The following is a 19,315-nucleotide window of genomic DNA, read 5'->3' as shown; positions in this document are numbered from 1 at the left end:
GGCGATGGCTGGAATATGCCGGCCACCTTACCCAGACGCACTCCTGGCGAGAATCCAGCGCTGGCGCAACAGGGCTTTGCGCACTGCGCAACACTAGGTGCTGCGCTGCAGCAAATTTTCGCAAAAGTCGATAAAGGCGTTCACCCGCCGCGAACCACGATGGTTGGGCAGGTACAGGGCGTTGATGCTGTCATTGGCCGCGCCAGGGCTGGCCTGCCAATCGGGGAACAGCCGCTGCAGGCGCCCAGCCGCCACATCCTCTTGCACCAGCCAGTCGGCCAACAGCGCGATACCGCTGCCCGCCAGTGCGGTTTCGCGCAACATGTCGGCATTGGCACTGCGCAACGGCCCGCTCACGTCCAGTTCCAGACTGTCCTGCCCACGGGCCAGGCGCCAGGGGCGGCCTTTCTGCCCGTAGCGAAAGCGCAGGCAGGCGTGCTCGAGCAGCTGCCGCGGATGCTCCAGCGCGTCGCGCCCGGCCAGGTAGCCCGGGCTGGCCACCAGCCAACGCTGGAAGCGACCCAGCTGGCGGCATACCAGCTCGTCATTGGGCGAGGGGTCGCCCAGGCGGATCGACAGGTCATAGCGCCCGTCAAGCAGGTCATCCAGGCGGTCGCTGAGGTCGATGTCCAGCTCCAGAGCCGGATGTTGCGCCAGGAACGGCCCCAGGTGCGGGGCGATGACCCGCCTGCCGAACTCCACCGGCAAGCACAGGCGCAGCACACCGACAGGCTCCTCGCCCCGGTCGGCGACACTGGCATCGGCCTCGTCCAGGGCCTCGAAAATACCCCGCGCGCGCTCGTAATAACGGGCGCCGGCCTCGGTCAGGCTGACCTGGCGCGTGGAGCGGTTGAGCAAGGTGGCGCCCAACGCCGCTTCCAGGGCATCGACCAGGCGCGTCACCGACGATGTCGCCAGCCCAAGCTGGCGTGCGGCGGCAGAAAAGCCTTGGGCATCGACGGTGGCCACGAACATTTTCATCGCCAGGAGTTTGTCCATTTGTTGCCCGTCTTCCAAATCCCGGAAAGTTCTTACAAACAGCGGGGCCGGTCAAGAAGCGCGGCGCGCGGCAATTGCGTCCATAGTGGAACTACCCCCTTCCAAGCGAGGTTTTCCATGATCCCGACCAACCTGCTGACTGCCCTGCCCCCTTGCGACCCAACCAGCTCCGAACGGGTCGACCAACTGCTCAGCCGCCCGGGTGTGCGTGTTGAGCGTATCGTTTCCAGCGGCCAGGCCAGCCCGCCCGGTTTCTGGTACGACCAGCCCGAGGGCGAATGGATCGTGCTGCTCAGTGGCGCCGCCGGCCTGCGCTTCGAGCATGAGAGCCATACCCGCCTGCTGGCGCCGGGCGATTGCCTGGACATCCCGCCGCATTACCGCCACCGCGTGGAATGGACCGCCCCCGGCACCTCCACCATCTGGCTCGCGGTGTTCTACAGCAGCGGCACTCCGTGGCCGACATGAAACGGTGGCCGTCTGTAGGAGCAGCCTTGTGCTGCGAAGGGGCCAGTCCTGCCGACACACCCGCTGCACTCGTAGCGGCCTCTTCGCAGCACAAGGCTGCTCCTACACAGAGCACACCGCCGACCTTCACACTCAAGCAAAGCCTGAGTGCCCGCTACATGAATCAGCACGAACACCTCTTAGAATGCAATTTTAATCGCATGATCTAGACTTTTAGCCACACCTTGCAGAGTTCAGCCCTGCGACAATCCGCCCCACAAAATTATGTACCAACTTGTTAATTAGCAAGCTAAGAGATTACACTGCGCGCATTCCACCTGCTGAGATCCCTGGCATGAAAGAAACACCGCGCGCCTCTGGCGCCACAAACATCATCCTGGTCGGCCTGGGCGTGATCATCGCCCTGCTCGGCCTCCTCCTGGCTGCGGGCGGCGTCAAGCTGGCCGGCCTGGGCGGTTCCTGGTACTTCCTGATCGGCGGCCTGGCCATGGCCATCGCCGGCGTTCTCATCGCTCGCCGCAAGCCGGCTGGTGCCTGGCTGTACGCGGCGTTCCTGGTCGGCACTGCCATCTGGGCGCTGATCGACGCAGGTCTGGTGTTCTGGCCGCTGTTCTCGCGCCTGTTCATGTTCGGCGCAATCGGCATGGTGGTGGCACTGGTCTACCCGCTGCTGGCCCGTGCCAATGGCACCAGCGCCGGCCGCGGTGCCTATGGCGTTGCCGGGGTGTTGGCCGTGCTGCTGGTGATCGCCGCCGGCAACATGTTCGTCGCCCACCCAAGCGTCGCCCCCACCGGCAAAGGCCCGGGCATGACCCCGGTCGAGGCCGGCAAGGCGCAGAAGGACTGGGCCCACTACGGCAACACCGAAGGTGGCAGCCGCTTCGCCGCGCTGGACCAGATCAACCGCGACAACGTCAACAAGCTGAAAGTGGCCTGGACCTACCGCACCGGTGACGTGGCGCTCAGCGACGGCAACGGCGCCGAAGACCAGCTGACCCCGCTGCAGGTCGGCAACAAGGTGTTCATCTGCACCCCGCACAACAACCTGATCGCCCTTGATGCCGACACCGGCAAAGAGCTGTGGAAGAACGCGATCAACGCCCAGTCCAAGGTCTGGCAGCGTTGCCGTGGCATGGCCTACTTCGACGCCACTGCCGCCATCGCCCAGCCGACCCAGCCGAACAGCTCGCCAATCACCGCGGCCAGCGTACCGGCCGGTGCCAACTGCCAGCGTCGCCTGCTGACCAACACCATCGATGGCCGCCTGATTGCCGTCGACGCCGACACCGGCGAGTTCTGCCAGGGCTTCGGCAACAACGGCCAGGTCGACCTCAAGGCCGGCCTGGGCGATGTGCCGGACTCCTACTACCAGCTGTCCTCGGCCCCACTGATGGCCGGCACCACCGTGGTAGTCGGCGGCCGCGTCGCCGACAACGTCCAGACCGACATGCCAGGCGGCGTGATCCGTGGTTTCGACGTGATCACGGGTGAAATGCGCTGGGCCTTCGACCCCGGCAACCCGGAAGATCGCCAGGCGCCGCAGGGCGACAGCACCTATGTGCGCAGCACCCCCAACAGCTGGGCCCCGATGTCCTACGACCCGGCGATGAATACCGTGTTCCTGCCGATGGGCTCGTCGTCCACCGACATCTACGGTGTCGAACGCAGCAAGCTGGACCACACCTATGGCGCTTCGGTACTGGCGCTGGACGCCACCACCGGCAACCAGAAGTGGGTGTTCCAGACCGTGCACAACGACCTGTGGGACTTCGACCTGCCGATGCAGCCTAGCCTGATCGATTTCACCAAGGACGACGGCCAGTCGGTACCTGCAGTGGTAATCGGCACCAAGGCCGGGCAGATCTACGTGCTCGACCGCGCCACCGGCAAGCCGCTGACCCAGGTCGACGAAGTACCGGTCAAGCCAAGCAACATCCCCAACGAGCCGTACTCGCCAACCCAGCCGAAGTCGGTGGGCATGCCGCAGATCGGCGCGCAGACCCTGACCGAATCGGACATGTGGGGCGCAACCCCGTACGACCAGCTGCTGTGCCGCATCGACTTCAAGAAAATGCGCTACGACGGCCTGTACACCGCGCCGGGCACCGACCTGTCGCTGAGCTTCCCGGGTTCGCTGGGCGGCATGAACTGGGGCAGCATTTCCACCGACCCGGTACATGGTTTCATCTTCGTCAACGACATGCGCCTGGGCCTGTGGATCCAGATGATCCCGTCGCAGAACAAGGGCGGTGCCGCTTCCGGTGGCGAAGCGCTGAACACCGGCATGGGTGCAGTACCGCTCAAGGGCACCCCGTATGCAGTGAACAAGAACCGCTTCCTGTCGGTGGCCGGCATTCCGTGCCAGGCGCCGCCATTCGGCACCCTGACCGCCATCGACATGAAGACCCGCCAGGTGGCGTGGCAGGTACCTGTGGGTACCGTCGAGGACACCGGCCCGCTCGGCATCCGCATGCACTTGCCGATCAAGATCGGCCTGCCGACCCTCGGCGGCACCCTGTCCACCCAGGGCGGCCTGGTGTTCATCGCCGGCACCCAGGACTTCTACCTGCGCGCCTACGACAGCAGCAACGGCAACGAAATCTGGAAGGCTCGCCTGCCAGTGGGCAGCCAGGGCGGCCCGATGACCTACGTTTCGCCGAAAACCGGCAAGCAGTACGTGGTGGTCACGGCTGGCGGCGCGCGCCAGTCGACTGACCGTGGCGACTACGTGATTTCTTACGCTCTGCCGTAAGACCGCGTCGCCTTCTTCGCGGGCACGCCCGCTCCCACAGGGACTGCACCGTCCGCTTGGGCAGTGATCATCCTGTGGGAGCGGGCTTGCCCGCGAACAGGCCCCAGAAAAGAATACGAGATTCAGCAATGCCATCCGCAATTCGCATCACCCCCACCCTGCTGCTGGCCCTCGCCAGCAGTACCGCCCTGGCCGACGGCGACCTGATGACCCGCAGCACCCTGACCGGTGACTGGGGCGGCCTGCGTCACCAACTGGAAGAAGACGGCGTCAGGTTCACCGGCGACTACAGCGGCGAAACCGCCTACAACGCCCACGGTGGCCTGCACCGCTCGGCGCGCTACTCGCAAAACCTGAAACTGGGCGTCCAGTTCGACCTGTCCAAACTGTATGGCCTGGACAACGGCGGCAAGGTCCAGCTGACCATCAACGACCGCCGCGGCAACAGCGCCTCGGAAGACCTGGTGGGCAACCGCCTGCCGATCCAGGAAAACTTCGGTGGCCTGTACACCCGCCTGACCGAGCTGAGCTACGAGCGTACCCTGTTCACCCCGGCGCTCAACGTCAAGCTCGGCTACATGGCCATGGGCAACGACCTCGGCGGCCTGGACAGTGGCATCCTGTGCAACTTCATGAACGCCGGCTTCTGCGGCCACCCGCTGAACATGTCTGGCGGCAGTGGCTGGACCAATTACCCCAATGCCCACCTGGGCGTACGGGTGAAGTACGACCTGTCGCCATCCTGGCAACTGCGTGTGGCGGCGTTCAACGTCGACCCGGAAAGCAACGGCAACTCCAGCCGCGCCTGGCACCTGGGCCCCAAGCACACCACCGGCACCGTGGTACCGGTAGAGCTGGTCTACAAGCTGCAGGGCGAGCTGCCTGGCGAGTACAAACTGGGCTACTACTACGACAGCTCCGACGTGAAGCGCATCGGCAGCGACGAGGAAGTGTCCGGCCGTGGCGGCCACTACCTGCTGGCCGACCAGGCGGTGTGGAACGACCAGGGCTTGCCGGGCCGCAGCCTGCATGCCTTCGGCCAGTACTCGGCGTCGAGCAAGGCCGCATCGCCATTCACCAAGTGGTATGGCGCCGGCGTGGTGCTGTACAAGCCGTTCGCTGGCCGCCCGAAGGATACTGTGGCCCTGGGCTATGGCCGTGCCGTACCCAACCCGCGTAGCCGCGACGTGCTGGAAGATGCCGCGTTCGATGCCGGGCAGCAGTTCCCCGATATCGACAGCGCCGAGCAGCTGGTCGAGCTGAGCTATGGCTACCAGGCCACGCCGTGGCTGAACCTGCGCCCGGATGTGCAGTACATCATCGAGCCGGGCGCGTTCTCCGGGAAGGACATCGACAACGCGCTGGTGGTTGGCCTGCAGGTCAAGGCTACCTTCTGAAACCTTGACTGGGGCTGCTTTGCAGCCCTTCGCGGGCACGCCCGCGCTCATAGAACAACACATGACTCATTGGTTCGGCGAGGCTCTGTAGGAGCAGCCTTGTGCTGCGAAGAGGCCGGGGCTGACAAAGCCTGTCTATTGGCTGTACCGGCCTCTTCGCAGCACAAGGCTGCTCCTACAAAGGACGCGTCAGACGAGCGATATTGGTTCTCTGCGCGACAGCGCACCCCAAACGGCTGGGCAATCTCCCACAGGTATATCGCCGGCTGGCCTGGCGGTGCTGTACCTGTGGGAGCGGGCGTGCCCGCGAAGAGGCCAGCGCAATCAACCCTGCCTGAGGTAATCCACCAACCTCAGCAACATGGCATCACACCCCCGCAACTGCTCGACACTGACGAACTCATCCGGCTTGTGCCCCTGGTCCATGCTCCCAGGCCCACACACCACAGTCGGGATGCCCGCCTGGTCGAACAGCCCACCTTCGGTACCAAACGCCACCGTACCGAACTCATCCGAGCCACTGAGCAACGCCACCAGGCCAGCCGCCTCGCTATCCGCTGGCGTGGCCAGCCCCGGATATGCACTCAACGGCTGCAGGCGAATGGCGCTGGCGGCATTGACCTTGCGCATGCGCGGCAGCAATTCGGCCTCGGCATAGGTTTGCAACTGGTCGGCCACTGCCTGCGCCTCGAACCCAGGCAAGGCCCGCACTTCGAAATCGAATTCGCATTCCGCCGGCACGATGTTCAGCGCCCTGCCCCCTTTGATCACACCGGTCTGCACAGTGGAGAACGGTGGGTCGAAGCGCTCGTCGTGATGCTCCGGCAACGCCAGGGCATCACCGATATCACCCAGCTTGCCGATCAGCTTCGCCGCATACTCGATGGCATTTACCCCGTACGGCGCGTACGCCGAGTGGCAGGCCGCGCCATGCACCTGACAACGCATCGCCAGCTTGCCCTTGTGCCCCAGCACCGGCTTGAGTTCGGTGGGCTCGCCAATCAGGCACAACCGTGGCTTGTGCGGGCGCTGCTCCAGCGCGGCCAGCATCGAGCGCACCCCCAGGCAGCCGACTTCCTCGTCGTAGGAGAACGCCAGGTGCACCGGCATGCGCAACGGCTGGGCGAGAAACGCCGGTACAGCCGCCAGTACCGAAGCGATGAAGCCTTTCATGTCGGCCGTACCACGGCCATACAGACGCCCGTCGCGCTCACTCAGGGCAAACGGCTCGACTGTCCAGGCCTGGCCGTCCACCGGCACCACATCGGTATGCCCGGACAACACCACGCCGCCAACGTCCCGGGGGCCGATGGTGGCGAACAGGTTGGCCTTGGTGCCTTCGGGGTTATGGAACAGTTCGCTTTCCACCCCCAGCTCGGCCAGGTAGTCGCGGATGAAGCTGATCAGTTCGAGGTTGGAATCCCGGCTGACCGTGGCAAAGCCGATCAGCCTGGCCAGCAGCGCGCGACTGGCAAATTCACTCATCGCCCGGCACCCCGTAGCTTGGCGCGGCAGTCGGGTTGAGGGCGCGGGTGACGTAGTCCTGCATCTGCGGCCGATACGCCTGCCACAGGCCATCGAGCACACCAATCGGGTCTGCTTCGGCCCAGTCCACACGCAGGTCCACCAGTGGCCAGGTCAGTTCGCCGGCAATCTTCAACGCCGCCGAGTGCACAGGCCCCGCCTCGCCACCTGCGGCCATCGCCGCGTGCATGGCCGCCAGCAGGCGGTCGGCCAGATGCCCGCCGGCTTGTTCAAAGGCCTGCACCATCGCCTCGATCACCTGGGTCGAGGCCAACAGGTTGCCTGCCGCCGCACATTGCTCACCGGCTACGGCGTGGTGGGTGCCAAGGGCTTCCTTGCCGGTGAACAGCGCCACCTGGCCATGGCTGTCGATTACGGTGACCTGGCGGTACTCGCTCCAGCCGTTGGCGCTCAGCACCCGGTCCAGCGCAGCGGCAGGCGGCAACTGGCCCTGTTCCAGGGCATCGAGAATCTGCGGGCCCAGCGCTGGCAAGGTGATGTTCTGGGTGGCGACCGCGCCCACACCGGCACGCACCCACGGGCAGCGGGCGCCCACGGCGATGCTCGAAGAGCTGATGGCGATACCGACCTGGCCGGTTTCCTGGCAACGACCGATGATGGAAAAAGTCATGTCATGGTTCCTGTTGTGCTGTGCGATACACGGCATTCTGGGTTGAACCTTTCGGCCGGCGAAACGACCTTTTTCCGAGGGGTTAGGCAGGAAAAAACTTTGCTCTGGCTGAGATCGAGCGCCGCCCGCGCGGCGCTTCGCAGCACAAGGCTGCTCCTACATCTGTTTCGGGCCAATTATTCCTGTCGGCACAGCGCGCGCGGTCCCTTGGCGTCCAACTCGCAAGCCACAGAATCCAGGGCCTTCGCCGTTTTATCGGCAAGCCCCAGCTAAATACTATTTTCGCCATTTCCACGGCATCCCTAGTCTGGCCCCAGGCAACGGCGGTCCTCCAAACCGACCTGACAAAAACCGCCTGAACAAGGGCTCGGACATGACACTGAACAACCTCGAAATCGACACCCTCGTCGTCGGCGCCGGCCAGGCCGGCGTGGCCATGAGCGAACACCTGAGCAAGCTTGGCGTGCCGCACCTGGTGCTGGAGCGCAAGCGTATCGCCGAGGCCTGGCGCACCGGTCGCTGGGACTCGCTGGTGGCCAACGGCCCGGTCTGGCACGACCGCTTCCCGGGGCTGGAATTCAACCTCGACGCCGACGCCTTCGCCGGCAAGGACCAGGTGGCCGACTACTTCGAGCAGTACGTACGCAAGTACAACCTGCCCGTACGCACCGGCATCGAAGTGAAGAAAGTGCTGCGCAACAGCGACCGCCCCGGTTTTACCATCGAAACCAATGAAGGCGTGATTCGCGCCAACCGCGTGGTCGCCGCCACCGGCCCGTTCCAGAAACCGGTAATCCCGGCCATCGCGCCGAAAGACAGCAACCTGCACCAGATCCACTCCGCTGCCTATTACAACCCCGAGCAGTTGCCAGAAGGCGCTGTCCTGGTGGTCGGCGCCGGCTCCTCCGGCGTACAGATCGCCGAAGAACTGATGCGTGCCGGGCGCCAAGTGTACCTCTCGGTCGGCGCCCACGATCGCCCGCCACGCGCTTACCGCAACCGCGACTTCTGCTGGTGGCTGGGCGTGCTGGGTGAGTGGGATGCGGAAATCGCCAAGCCTGGCCGCGAGCACGTGACCATTGCCGTCAGTGGCGCCCGTGGCGGCCACACCGTGGACTTCCGCGCCCTCGCCCACCAGGGCATGACCCTGGTCGGCCTGACCCAGTCGTTCGAGAACGGCGTGGCGCGCTTCCAGGACAACCTGGTCGAGAACATCAACCGCGGCGACGAAAACTACCTGGCCCTGCTGGATGCCGCCGATGCCTACATCGAACGCAACGGCCTGGACCTGCCGGAAGAGCCCGAAGCCCGCAAACGCCTGGCCGACCCGGAGTGCATGCGCAACCCGCTGCAGCAACTGGACCTGGCCAAGGCCGGCGTCACCAGCATCATCTGGGCCACCGGTTACGGTGTCGACTTCAGCTGGCTGCAGGTAGACACCTTCGACGCCAACGGCAAGCCCCAGCACCAACGCGGCGTGGCCCGCGAGCCGGGTGTGTACTTCCTTGGCCTGCCGTGGCTGTCGCGTCGTGGCTCGTCGTTCATCTGGGGCGTGTGGCACGACGCCAAGCACGTCGCCGGCCACATCGCCACGCAACGCACCTATGCCGCCTACCGCGACCGCGAACAACGCGCAGCGGATGAGCAGCAGCAACCCAAGATCAGCAACGTCAGCACCCTCGGAGCCCACTGATGCCTACTCATACCCGCATCCGCATGTTCAACACCAAGGCCACCTACCCCAACCAGACCCTGGACAACGACCTGTGCCAGGCGGTGCGCGCCGGCAACACCATCTACGTGCGCGGCCAGGTCGGCACCGACTTCGAAGGCAACCTGGTGGGCCTGGGTGACCCACGGGCGCAGGCCGAGCAGGCAATGAAGAACGTCAAGCAACTGCTCGAAGAAGCCGGCTCGGACCTGTCGCACATCGTCAAGACCACCACCTACATCACCGACCCGCGCTTCCGCGAGCCGGTGTACAAGGAGGTAGGCAAGTGGCTCAAGGGCGTGTTCCCGATTTCCACCGGGCTGGTGGTGGCCGGGTTGGCCCAGGCCGAGTGGCTGATGGAGATCGATGTGATCGCCGTGGTGCCTGATTCGGTCTGACCGATCGGTTCAACCTGTAGGAGCGGCCTTGTGCCGCGAAAGGGCCGCAACGCGGCCCCAGGATTGATGCGCAACGGAACGCACCCACTTTTAAAATGGGCTAGAAACCCACTGTCGCCGACAGCAGGTAGGTACGCGGCGTAGACAGCGTCAGCCCCGGCTCGCTGTCATCCGAGGCCCCGGCCGAACTCCAGTAGCGGTCGTCCAGCACGTTCTCGACACTGGCACGCAATGTAACCTGGGCGGAATTCACCTTGAACGCATAACGCGCGCCCACGTCATAACGCTCCCAGCCGTCGATCTGCTTGCTGTTGTTCTGGTCCAGGTACTGCGAGCTCGAGTGGATGCCCCGCGCCGTCAGGGTCAGGCCGTTCACCCCAGGCACATCCCATTCTGCGCCGAGGTTGACGTTGTACTCGGGCGTGGCCGGCGCGCGGTTGCCATCGTAGGCGCCACCGATGGTGTCGGTCAGTTCGCTGTCGATATACATCACCCCGCCCAGCACACGCACGCCTTGCACGGGCTCGCCGAACACGCTCAGTTCGATACCGCGGTTGTCGCGCTTGCCATTGGGGCCGAACACCCGCGATGTGGGGTTGGTTTCATAGGCGGGCTGGCGGATGCGGAAGGCACTGGCGGTAAAGGCGACCTGGCCCAGGTCGTACTTGGCCCCCACCTCGACCTGGCGGCTGGTGAACGGCGGGAAGATCTGGTCTTCGTTGACCGATGTCGACGGCGCAATCTTGCCCTGGCTCAGGCCCTCCATGTAGTTGGCATACAACGACAGCTGGTCGGTAACCTTGAGCAGCACGCCGCCCGAGGGCGACACCTTCTCTTCATCGTAGGCGGTATCCCCCTTGATGCCGTCGCTCCAGTCATCCACCTGCACCCGCTGCCAGCGCGCCCCAAGGGTCAGCAGCAGGCGGTCGTCGAAGAAGCCCAGGGTGTCGGCCAGGGCCACGCCGGAAAAGCGGTTTTCCGTGTACACCTCAGGATCGATGCGGGTTGGCGTGCCCGGTGTCGGCGTGGCCACCGGGTGGTAGAGGTTGCTGGGCGCCGAGGCATAGCGGGCGCCGCCGTTGGTGAAGTCCATGTAGAAGTAGGTGGCGGCCAGGTTCAGCTCGTGGCTGACCGGCCCGGTATGGAACCAGTTGCGCAGGCCGGCCATGGCGGTACGCACACTTTCATCCCGGGTGAAGTCGCGCGGCTGCACGGTGAAGTCGCCGGCATCGTTGCTGATCGACACGTTGTGGCGCAGGAAGTCATGGTTGCTCTTGCGCGCGCCGACCGCGCCATAGGCCAGCAGCGACTCGCTGATATCGTACTCGGCATGCAGCGCACCGAAGGTGTCGTTGGTGCGCGCCTTGCTCCAGGCCTGGGCGTAATTGTGGCGTACGTCGTTGGCATCCGGCACCTTGGCGTTGGCACCGACCAGCACCCGCTCCTGCGGTGCATCGGTATCGCGCTCGGTATGGCCAAGGTCCGCCGAAAGCCGCAGGCGCTCGCCACGAAAGTCCAGGCCCAACACCGCCATTTCACGTTCGACTCGCTGGTGGTCCCATTCGGTATCGCCCGCCTGTTTCACGCCATTGAAGCGCACGCCGAACTGCTGGCCTTCGCCAAAGCGCCGACCAACGTCCACGGCACCGCCTGCCTGGCCGGCCGAGGCATAGCTGCCGGTAAACTCGGTGAGCGGCTGGTCGCCGGCCCGCTTGGGCTGCACATTGATGCCGCCGCCGACACTGCCTCGCGGCGAAATGCCGTTGATCAGCTGGCTAGGGCCTTTGATGATGTCGACCCGGTCAGCCATTTCCATGTCGATCGAGTAGGTCGGCAGGATGCCGTACAGGCCGTTGTAGGCCACATCACTGTTGAACAGGCTGAAGCCGCGAATGGTGAACTGCTCGAAGCGCCCACCCGCCGGGTTGGTGGCGCGTACCGATGGGTCGCTGGCGATCAGCTCGCCCAAGGTTCGCGCCTGCTGGTTCTTCACCAGTTCGCTGGTGTAGCTGGTGATGCTGAACGGGGTTTCCATGAAGTCGCGCGTGCCGAGCAGGCCCTGTGAACCCTGACGGGCCACCTGGCCACCGGCATAGGGTTGCGTTTCGTTGCCTGCGGCCAGGCCACCGACGATGCTGGTCGGGGCGATTTCAAGCGCACCACCCGCCTGGGGTGCCGGCATCAATGTGAAAGCGCCCTCGCCCACCGGCAGCAACTGCAGGCCGCTGCCGCGCAGCAGCTGGGTGAAGCCTTCGTCGACGCTGTAGCTGCCGGACAGGCCATTGCTCTGCCGGCCGTTGACCAGCGCCGGGTCCAGCGACAGGCTGACCCCGGCCTGGTCGGCAAACTGGGTAAGTGCCGCACCCAGGCTGGCGGCTGGCACCTGATAGCTGCGCCGGGCAGGTTCATCGGCCCAGGCCGGTGTACACAACAACAGGCTCATGGCGAACAACGGATGTGCCGCACGCGCCAGTGGACGCAGGCGGCTGGACATGACAACAGGCATTGAACAAGGCTCCCCTTTATTTGCTCCTACCGGTAATGACCGGTGAGCGAAAAAAAGGGGACAGCCTCATGCGCGATTTTCCCGCGCGGCCAGGCTCACCCAGTAACGCGTGCGCGTGTGCACCTGCAACGGCAGGCTGGCGGCGAGCAAGGCCAGCACCCGGTCGGTGTCGTCGAGGCGGAACGTACCGGTCACGCGCAGGGCCTCCAGTTCGGGCGCCCAGCGCAGCACGCCGGGGCGGTACCTGCGCAGCTCGTGCAGCAGCTCGCCCAAGGGGCGATCCTCCAGCCGCAGTACCCCTTCGCGCCAGCCCAGCAGCCATGCGTCCAGGCCGGTGACAGGGCCAGCCCCGGCCACTTGCAGGCTGGCCTGCTGCCCGGCCTGCAGCAACAGTGCCGGGCCTTGCCGCGGCTGCAGGTTGGCCGTGCCCTTGAGCACCGATACCCGGCAAGCCTGATCGACCAGGCGCAAGCACACCTCGCCAGCATCCAGCGCGACCTGGCCATAGGGCACCTGCAACGTCAGGCTCAGGTTGCCGGGCAACCTGACTGCCACTTCGCCACGCAGCAATGTCAGGCGACGCGCGCCCAGGTCGATATCCACCGCACTGTCGGTGTTCAACTGCACGAATGTGCCATCGCTCAGCAGCACCTGCCGGCGCTCCCCGACCGCGGTGCGCATGTCGGCGGCCCAGGCCTCCAGCGGCAGTTCGCGGCTTGCCAGCCAGGCCGCCGGCAACAATGCAGCCACGCCCAGGGCCTGCTTGAGCAGCGCCCGGCGGCCGCTATCCGGGCGGTCCAGGGTGGCCATGGCCAATGCGCCGGGTAGCGCGGAAAAGCGCTGGCGCAACAGCAGTGCCTTTTGCCAGGCGTGTTCGTGCAAGGTGCTGCTGGTGCGCCACTGTTCCAGGCGCTGCAGGTCACCCTCGCTGGCAGCGCCAGAGTCCACCAGTGCCAGCCAGCGCGCGGCGGCCTGCAGTGCCTCGCGGGTTTCGGGGGAATGGCTGGTCATTGCAGTTCGGCCAGCAGGCAATGCTCGTAGGCCTGCGCCATGTAGCGTTTGACCGAGCGCTCGCAAACGCCCAGGCGCTTGCCGATCTCGGCATAGCCCAGGCCCTCCAGCTGGCTCCAGAGAAAGGCCTTGCGTACCGGCACCTTGAGGCCGTCGAGCAACTCGTCGAGGGCTTGCAGGGTTTCCAGCAGTACCCAACGCTGCTCTGGCGAGGGCACATGCTGCTCGGGCAACTGCGCCAGTGCATCGAGGTAGGCTTGTTCCAGGCTACGCCGCTGGTGGAAGTTGCTCAGCAGGCGCTTGCCCACGGTCAGCAGGTAGGCACGCGGTTCGCGAATGTCTGCCAGCGGCTGGGCGCTGGCCAGGATACGCAGGAAGGTATCCTGGCTGAGGTCGGCGGCATCCCAGGCATTGCCCATGCGCCGCCGCAGCCAGGTTTCCAGCCAGCCGCGGTGTTCCCGGTACAGGGCAGGCAGGCTATGCTCCGGTGGCGGCGCGGCGTCGATCATGGGGAAGGCCCTGCGGCGGCGTAAATAAGATTAATTCTAATTTACAGCACGCCACAGAACCAAGCGGTTTGTTACCAGTCAGGCAATCGCCGCATCCACCAGCACTTGCGCTTCCTGCACCAGGCGCTGCAGGTGCGCCTCGTCGATGAAGCTTTCGGCGTAGATCTTGTAGATATCCTCGGTGCCCGACGGGCGTGCGGCGAACCAGCCATTGGCGGTCATCACCTTCAGCCCACCGATCGCCTGGCCGTTGCCCGGTGCATGGCTGAGGATCTGCACGATCGGCTCACCCGCCAGCTCGGTCGACTTCACCTGCTCCGGCGCCAGCTTGCTCAGCAAAGCCTTCTGCCGGGCATCGGCCTTGGCTTCGACACGGGTGGCGAACGGCTTGCCCAGCGCCTCGGTCAGGTCGGCGTAGGCCTGGCTCGGGTTGCGCCCGGTGCGGGCGGTCATCTCGGCAGCCAGCAAGGCCGGGATCAGCCCGTCCTTGTCGGTGGCCCAGACCGAGCCATCGCGGCGCAGGAACGAAGCCCCCGCACTTTCCTCGCCACCAAAGCCCAGCGTGCCGTCGAACAGGCCCTGGGCGAAGAACTTGAAGCCCACCGGCACTTCGTACAGTTCACGGCCCAGGCGCTGGGTGACGCGATCGATCAGGCCACTGGACACCACGGTCTTGCCGACGGCGGCATCGCTGCGCCATTGCGGGCGGTGGCGGTACAGGTAGTCGATGGCCACGGCCAGGTAGTTGTTCGGCTGCAGCAGGCCATCGGGGGTGACGATGCCATGGCGATCGTGGTCCGGGTCGCAGGCGAAGGCCACGTCGAAGCGTTCGCGCAGGCCGATCAGGCCCTGCATGGCATAGGGCGAGGACGGGTCCATGCGGATCTGGCCGTCCCAGTCGACAGTCATGAAGCGGAAGGTCGGGTCGACCTCGGTGTTCACTACTTCCAGGTCGAGCTGGTAATGCTTGGCGATCGCCGACCAGTAGCGCACCCCTGCGCCGCCCAGCGGGTCGACGCCCAGGCGCAGCTTGGCAGCGCGGATGACGTCGAAGTCGATGACGTTTTCCAGGTCGGCCACGTAGTTGCTCACGTAGTCGTGACGCTGGGTGGTGGATGCCTGCAGCGCCTGGGCATGGTCCATGCGCTTGACGCCCGCCAGGTCAGCAGCCAGCAGTTCGTTGGCCTTGGCCTCGATCCACTTGGTCACGTCGCTGTCGGCCGGGCCGCCATTGGGCGGGTTGTACTTGAAGCCACCGCTTTGCGGCGGGTTGTGCGACGGGGTGATGACGATGCCGTCGGCCAGGCCCTGCTCGCGGCCACGGTTATGGCAGAGGATGGCATGGGAAACCGCTGGTGTTGGCGTGTATTCGTCGTCCTTGGACAGCATTACCTGCACGCCATTGGCAGCCAGCACTTCCAGGGCGCTGGCGGTAGCCGGTGCCGACAGTGCGTGGGTGTCGGCGCCGATGAACAGCGGGCCATCGATGCCCTTCTCCTGGCGATACAGGCAGATGGCCTGGGTAATGGCCAGGACGTGGTACTCGTTGAAACTCAATTCAAGCGAAGTGCCCCGGTGCCCAGAGGTGCCGAAGGCCACCCGCTGGGCCGCCACGGCAGCGTCGGGGCGGCCGGTGTAGTAGGCGGTGAGCAGTCGGGGAATATCGACCAGCACGCTGGCCGGAGCCGGCTTGCCTGCCAAAGGACTGAGCGTCATGCAGAAACCTCGAGTTCAACGGATGTTGGTGTTGGAGCGTGCAGTGTACTGAGAGTTGCAATGCCGTGCGATGGGCGGCAGCAAAGAAACATCAGGCCACGCAGCCCGCTTTTTTGTAGGAGCGGCCTTGTGTCGCGATAGGGGTGCGAAGCGCCCCCAGGATCTTCGCACCTCCAGGAATTGTCGGGGCCGCTTTGCGGCCCTTTCGCGGCACAAGGCCGCTCCTACATGGACCGCGCATGCCGCTCATCTGCCTCATGACGGTCTAGAGTAAAAGCCATGCACCCTGCAAAAGAGACCCCATGGCTTTCCACCGCCTGACCCACACCCACCCGCGCCTTAGCATCGCCACTTTGGTCGGCCTGCTCGGCGCCTGGCTGATCCCCGCCAGCGACAGCGTGCAGCACATCCTCGCCGGTTGGAACCTTGGCGTATGGTTGTACCTGCTGCTGGTGCTCTACCTGACCTTGAGCGCCAATGCGGAAAAGGTACGCAAGGTCGCCCGCGTCGAAGACGAAAACGCCGGCCTGGTCCTGCTCACCGTGTGCATCGCCGCCATCGCCAGCCTCGCCGCCGTCACCCTGCAACTGGTGTCCAGCCGTGGCCTGCAAGGCACGGCGCTGGTCGTGCACTACCTCTACACCGGCCTGACCGTGGCCGGCTCCTGGCTGTTGATCGGCTGCATTTTCAGCCTGCACTATGCGCGGCTGTTCTATACCGGACAAAACCACGAACCGCCGCTGCGCTTCGCCGATGGCGAACGCAACCCCGATTACTGGGACTTCCACTACTTCTCGTTCACCATCAGCGTGGCGGTACAAACCTCCGACGTGGGCATCGCCGGGCGGGAGTTGCGGCGGGTAGTGCTGGCACACTCACTAGTGGGGTTCGTATTCAACACGGCGATCCTGGGATTCACCATCAACATCGCTGCCGGGTTGCTCGGCTGATCACACCGCTCGTCCGAAAACATCGCGCGGCAAATTCGATCAAATTGGCAGCACCTGGCGGGTTATCTGCCGTCAACATGCCAGGAAAACGTTTGCCTTGCGGGCCTGCGCAAAATGCCGTCCAAGACAAAGCTGTGACGTCTGTCATGCATCAGTGAATTTGTCTTATTGGCCGCCGAGAATAGTGCGTGACAGGTGCTATGGTTACCTTCCCGGCGGCCGCATCGATGTGGCCACCCGCTCACCACGTCCAGGTACGGACAAGGAGGCTGGCATGAACAAGATGACGTTCCCCAACGCCTGCCAGGTGATGCGCTGGCATTTCCACCCGCTGGGCTTCGAAGCCAGCATGGATGCGCCGCGCAGCATGGTCGCGCGGCTGTTCGACCGCGCCACCGGCGAAACCCTGCTGGCGATCGCAGGCATTCCCTGCTCGGCAATCATGGCCGCCGCCGACGTAGAGCGCATCATCGAGGCCGTCGAGGCGGAGATGGATACCTTCATGCCCGCCTTCACTTTGCGCGACGCGGTCTAGCCCGCTGCGGTGCTTTCCTGGCGCATGGCCTGCAATTTGCCCATGAACTGCTCGGCCGGCACCGGCTGGCCCAGCAGGTAGCCTTGCAGCGAATCGCAGCCCAGGCGGGTCAGGAAGTCCTGCTGCCTGTCAGTCTCCACCCCTTCAGCAACGATGCGCAGGCCCAGCGCCTGGCCCAGCGCCACGATAGCCGAAACGATCGCCGCATCGTCGCTGTCCTGCTCCAGGTCGCGCACGAAACCGCGGTCGATCTTCAGCTCGTTGGCCGGCAGGCGCTTGAGGTACATCAGGCTGGAATAACCGGTGCCAAAGTCATCGATGGACAGGTCCACGCCCATGTCGGACAACCGTTGCAGCACCGTCAGGCTGGCATCGGCGTCGTGCATGGCGGTGGTTTCGGTAATTTCCAGGGTCAGGCAGTTGGCCGGCAGGCTGTTCTGCTGCAGGGCCCGGGCCACGCTCTCGACCAGCCCGGCATGGCAGAACTGGATGGCCGACAGGTTCACCGCCATGCGCCAGCCGTGGTGCCCCTGGTCCAGCCACTGGCGCATCTGGCGGCAGGCCTCGATGAGCACCCATTCGCCAATGGGGATGATCAGACCGGTCTTTTCCGCCAGGCCGATGAAACGGTCGGGCAGCAACAGGCCCTGCTGAGGGTGCTCCCAGCGCAGCAAGGCCTCGGCACCGATCGGCTGGCAATTCTGGGCGTCGAACTTGGGCTGGTAGTGCAGGCGGAACTGGCGCTGCTCCAGGGCCTGGCGCAGGTCCTGCAGTAGCTGCAGTTGCTGGCGGGCGTTGCTGTTCATCGACGCGTCGAAGAAGCTGTAGCCATTCTTGCCGGCGCTCTTGGCGTGATACATGGCAGCGTCGGCATTGCGCAGCAGCTCATGCTGGTCCAGGCCATTGCCCGGGTACAGGACGATGCCCAGGCTCGCTGTCAGCTGCAGGTCATGCTCGGCCACGCGGAATGGCCGTGACACCAGGTTAACCTGCTTGACCGCCACATCCATGGCATCGTTCGGCTCGCGCAGCTCCACCAGCAGCACGAATTCGTCGCCGCCGATGCGCGCCAGCGTGTCCTGGCTGTGCAGGTGCCCGCGCAGGCGCGCCGCCACAGCCTTGAGCAGCAAGTCGCCGATGTGGTGGCCGAAGGCATCGTTGACGGGCTTGAAGCCGTCCAGGTCGATGAACATCAGGGCAAAGCAGCCGCCCTGCTCCGCTACCTTGGCAATGGCCTGCTCGATGCGGTCGGCCAGCAACGTACGGTTGGGCAGGTCGGTGAGCGTGTCGTGCAGGGCCAGCTGGGTCAGTTCCTGATTTGCCAGCGTCAGCGAGCGGGCCAGCTCGGCGGTGCGCGCTTCCAGGCGGGCATCCAGTACCGAGGTGAGCAAGGCCACCGCCAGTACCGCCAGCGTGGTGATCAGTACCAGGTAGACCAGGCCGTCGCCTTGCAGGCCTCCCGCTGCCAGCGCACCGCAGAAGCTGCCTTCGGGGAAATTCGCCGCGGCCATGCCGGTGTAGTGCATGCCAACGATGGCAAAGCCCATCACCACCGCCGCCAGGCCGCGAATCTGCCTCACATAAGGAGTATGCGCGCGCAGACGGAAGGCGATCCACAACGCCGCTGCCGAGGCGGCCACGGCAATCAGCAGCGAGGCCCCGAACAGCGTCGGGTCATAGTCGATGCCCGGCAGCATGCGCAGCGCGGCCATACCGGTGTAGTGCATGCAGGCAATGCCGGTGCCCATGATCAGTGCGCCAAATGCCAATTGCTGCCACGGCAGGCTCGGCTGGCTGACCAGCCACAAGGCAAAGCCCGAGGACAACACGGCAATCAGCAGCGAGAACGCGGTCAGGGCAAGGTCGTAGCCCAGGTCGATGGGCAGGCTGAAGGCGAGCATGCCGATGAAGTGCATCGACCACACGCCGATGCCCATGGCCAACGCGCCACCCCCCATCCACAGGCAGGCAGCCCGGCCTTTGGCCGTGGCGATGCGGCCGGTCAGGTCAAGGGCGGTATAGGACGCCAGAATCGCCACGCACAGCGAAATCAACACCAGCGAAGAGGAGTAGCTACCGGTCAGCATCGAGAGTTCCAGCGGGGCGGGAGGCCCGGAAAAAGCTGACGATTGTACTCAAGGTCAGGCGAAACGCACGGGGTTTTTGCGAATGGGAATGGATCCAAAGCCCGCATGGGGCTGCTGCGCA

General features: G+C 65.0%; 15 protein-coding genes. 7 read left to right on the top strand and 8 right to left on the bottom strand.

Going from position 1 to position 19,315, the window contains the following annotated elements; genetic code table 11:
- Positions 1-93: 93 nt before the first annotated feature.
- On the bottom strand, positions 94-999 hold the full coding sequence (locus tag CAG18_RS06965; RefSeq protein ID WP_085720663.1) for a LysR family transcriptional regulator: 906 nt from the start codon (positions 997-999) through the stop codon (positions 94-96).
- 117 nt (positions 1,000-1,116) lie between these two features.
- Between CAG18_RS06965 and CAG18_RS06960 the strand changes: the two genes are divergently transcribed.
- From CAG18_RS06960 to CAG18_RS06950, 3 genes are all read left to right on the top strand, one after another.
- Positions 1,117-1,467, top strand: a complete 351-nt coding sequence (locus tag CAG18_RS06960) for a cupin (protein ID WP_085720662.1) — start codon at positions 1,117-1,119, stop codon at positions 1,465-1,467.
- Positions 1,468-1,801: 334 nt separating this feature from the next.
- Positions 1,802-4,219 carry a glucose/quinate/shikimate family membrane-bound PQQ-dependent dehydrogenase gene (locus CAG18_RS06955; RefSeq protein ID WP_085720661.1) on the top strand — a complete coding sequence of 806 codons (2,418 nt, stop codon included), beginning with the start codon at positions 1,802-1,804 and terminating at the stop codon, positions 4,217-4,219.
- Between the two features lie 128 nt (positions 4,220-4,347).
- Positions 4,348-5,616 carry a carbohydrate porin gene (locus tag CAG18_RS06950; protein ID WP_085720660.1) on the top strand — a complete coding sequence of 423 codons (1,269 nt, stop codon included), beginning with the start codon at positions 4,348-4,350 and terminating at the stop codon, positions 5,614-5,616.
- 324 nt (positions 5,617-5,940) lie between these two features.
- On the opposite strand, the gene argE is transcribed toward CAG18_RS06950, so the two are convergent.
- Together argE and CAG18_RS06940 are read right to left on the bottom strand one after the other, a co-directional pair.
- The gene (gene argE, locus CAG18_RS06945; protein ID WP_039614196.1) at positions 5,941-7,101 is read right to left on the bottom strand and encodes an acetylornithine deacetylase; all 1,161 of its coding nucleotides are present in this window, start codon (positions 7,099-7,101) and stop codon (positions 5,941-5,943) included.
- Positions 7,094-7,771, bottom strand: coding sequence for a DUF1028 domain-containing protein (locus tag CAG18_RS06940; RefSeq protein WP_085720659.1), 678 nt, complete (start codon positions 7,769-7,771; stop codon positions 7,094-7,096). The genes argE and CAG18_RS06940 overlap by 8 nt, the downstream gene beginning before the upstream one ends.
- Before the next feature lie 373 nt (positions 7,772-8,144).
- Here CAG18_RS06940 and CAG18_RS06935 point away from each other — a divergent pair, with 373 nt between their 5' ends.
- Positions 8,145-9,464, top strand: coding sequence for an NAD(P)/FAD-dependent oxidoreductase (locus CAG18_RS06935; RefSeq protein ID WP_015270678.1), 1,320 nt, complete (start codon positions 8,145-8,147; stop codon positions 9,462-9,464).
- Positions 9,464-9,880 carry a RidA family protein gene (locus CAG18_RS06930; RefSeq protein WP_015270679.1) on the top strand — a complete coding sequence of 139 codons (417 nt, stop codon included), beginning with the start codon at positions 9,464-9,466 and terminating at the stop codon, positions 9,878-9,880. The genes CAG18_RS06935 and CAG18_RS06930 overlap by 1 nt, the downstream gene beginning before the upstream one ends.
- A gap of 100 nt (positions 9,881-9,980) precedes the next feature.
- Here the strand turns inward: CAG18_RS06930 and CAG18_RS06925 are convergent, their stop codons facing one another.
- The 4 genes from CAG18_RS06925 to pgm form a co-directional block, all read right to left on the bottom strand.
- Positions 9,981-12,386 carry a TonB-dependent receptor gene (locus tag CAG18_RS06925; RefSeq protein ID WP_085720658.1) on the bottom strand — a complete coding sequence of 802 codons (2,406 nt, stop codon included), beginning with the start codon at positions 12,384-12,386 and terminating at the stop codon, positions 9,981-9,983.
- A gap of 66 nt (positions 12,387-12,452) precedes the next feature.
- Positions 12,453-13,397: a FecR domain-containing protein gene (locus CAG18_RS06920; protein WP_085720657.1), complete on the bottom strand. Its 945-nt coding sequence runs from the start codon at positions 13,395-13,397 to the stop codon at positions 12,453-12,455.
- Positions 13,394-13,906 carry a sigma-70 family RNA polymerase sigma factor gene (locus tag CAG18_RS06915; RefSeq protein ID WP_015270682.1) on the bottom strand — a complete coding sequence of 171 codons (513 nt, stop codon included), beginning with the start codon at positions 13,904-13,906 and terminating at the stop codon, positions 13,394-13,396. The genes CAG18_RS06920 and CAG18_RS06915 overlap by 4 nt, the downstream gene beginning before the upstream one ends.
- A gap of 78 nt (positions 13,907-13,984) precedes the next feature.
- Positions 13,985-15,622 (bottom strand): phosphoglucomutase (alpha-D-glucose-1,6-bisphosphate-dependent), encoded by a 1,638-nt coding sequence (gene pgm, locus CAG18_RS06910; RefSeq protein ID WP_015270683.1) that lies wholly within the window; start codon positions 15,620-15,622, stop codon positions 13,985-13,987.
- Positions 15,623-15,924: 302 nt separating this feature from the next.
- Between pgm and CAG18_RS06905 the strand changes: the two genes are divergently transcribed.
- Positions 15,925-16,572: a DUF1345 domain-containing protein gene (locus CAG18_RS06905; protein ID WP_015270684.1), complete on the top strand. Its 648-nt coding sequence runs from the start codon at positions 15,925-15,927 to the stop codon at positions 16,570-16,572.
- A gap of 274 nt (positions 16,573-16,846) precedes the next feature.
- Positions 16,847-17,107, top strand: a complete 261-nt coding sequence (locus tag CAG18_RS06900) for a DUF1652 domain-containing protein (RefSeq protein WP_013972974.1) — start codon at positions 16,847-16,849, stop codon at positions 17,105-17,107.
- Here CAG18_RS06900 and CAG18_RS06895 read toward each other — a convergent pair.
- Positions 17,104-19,194: a bifunctional diguanylate cyclase/phosphodiesterase gene (locus tag CAG18_RS06895; protein ID WP_039614188.1), complete on the bottom strand. Its 2,091-nt coding sequence runs from the start codon at positions 19,192-19,194 to the stop codon at positions 17,104-17,106. The genes CAG18_RS06900 and CAG18_RS06895 overlap by 4 nt on opposite strands.
- Positions 19,195-19,315: the final 121 nt, after the last annotated feature.

Origin of the sequence: Pseudomonas sp. B22(2017), assembly GCF_002113105.1 — a bacterium.
Classification (GTDB): Bacteria; Pseudomonadota; Gammaproteobacteria; order Pseudomonadales; family Pseudomonadaceae; genus Aquipseudomonas; species Aquipseudomonas asiatica.
The sequence above is the reverse complement of the archived record's forward strand: the minus strand, read 5'-3'. Positions and strand labels throughout refer to the sequence as shown.